1 rRNA gene is annotated in these 1,342 nt (G+C 55.6%); it reads right to left on the bottom strand.

What is annotated here, in order from left to right:
* A 23S ribosomal RNA gene (locus tag ACIQAK_RS32990) occupies positions 1-1,342 on the bottom strand; the annotation flags it as partial.

The following is a 1,342-nucleotide window of genomic DNA, read 5'->3' as shown; positions in this document are numbered from 1 at the left end:
GGCTTCCACATCTGGCCTATCAACCCAGTCGTCTACTGGGAGCCTTAACCCCTCAAGAGGGTGGGAATACTCATCTCGAAGCAGGCTTCCCGCTTAGATGCTTTCAGCGGTTATCCTTTCCGAACGTAGCCAACCAGCCATGCCCTTGGCAGGACAACTGGCACACCAGAGGTTCGTCCGTCCCGGTCCTCTCGTACTAGGGACAGCCCTTCTCAATATTCCTACGCGCACAGCGGATAGGGACCGAACTGTCTCACGACGTTCTAAACCCAGCTCGCGTACCGCTTTAATGGGCGAACAGCCCAACCCTTGGGACCGACTCCAGCCCCAGGATGCGACGAGCCGACATCGAGGTGCCAAACCATCCCGTCGATATGGACTCTTGGGGAAGATCAGCCTGTTATCCCCGGGGTACCTTTTATCCGTTGAGCGACAGCGCTTCCACAAGCCACTGCCGGATCACTAGTCCCGACTTTCGTCCCTGCTCGACCCGTCGGTCTCACAGTCAAGCTCCCTTGTGCACTTACACTCAACACCTGATTGCCAACCAGGCTGAGGGAACCTTTGGGCGCCTCCGTTACTCTTTAGGAGGCAACCGCCCCAGTTAAACTACCCATCAGACACTGTCCCTGATCCGGATCACGGACCCAGGTTAGACATCCAGCACGACCAGAGTGGTATTTCAACGACGACTCCACAACCACTGGCGTGGCCGCTTCACAGTCTCCCACCTATCCTACACAAGCCGAACCGAACACCAATATCAAACTATAGTAAAGGTCCCGGGGTCTTTCCGTCCTGCTGCGCGAAACGAGCATCTTTACTCGTAGTGCAATTTCACCGGGCCTATGGTTGAGACAGTCGAGAAGTCGTTACGCCATTCGTGCAGGTCGGAACTTACCCGACAAGGAATTTCGCTACCTTAGGATGGTTATAGTTACCACCGCCGTTTACTGGCGCTTAAGTTCTCAGCTTCGCACACCCGAAAGTGCACTAACCGGTCCCCTTAACGTTCCAGCACCGGGCAGGCGTCAGTCCGTATACATCGCCTTACGGCTTCGCACGGACCTGTGTTTTTAGTAAACAGTCGCTTCTCGCTGGTCTCTGCGGCCACCCCCAGCTCACCGAGTAAATCGGATCACCAGTGATGGCCCCCCTTCTCCCGAAGTTACGGGGGCATTTTGCCGAGTTCCTTAACCATAGTTCACCCGAACGCCTCGGTATTCTCTACCTGACCACCTGAGTCGGTTTAGGGTACGGGCCGCCATGAAACTCGCTAGAGGCTTTTCTCGACAGCATAGGATCATCCACTTCACCACAATCGGCTCGGCATCAGGTCTCA

The sequence above is a fragment of the Streptomyces sp. NPDC088706 genome (genome assembly GCF_044752765.1).
Lineage (GTDB): Bacteria > Actinomycetota > Actinomycetes > Streptomycetales > Streptomycetaceae > Streptomyces.
The sequence above is the reverse complement of the archived record's forward strand: the minus strand, read 5'-3'. Positions and strand labels throughout refer to the sequence as shown.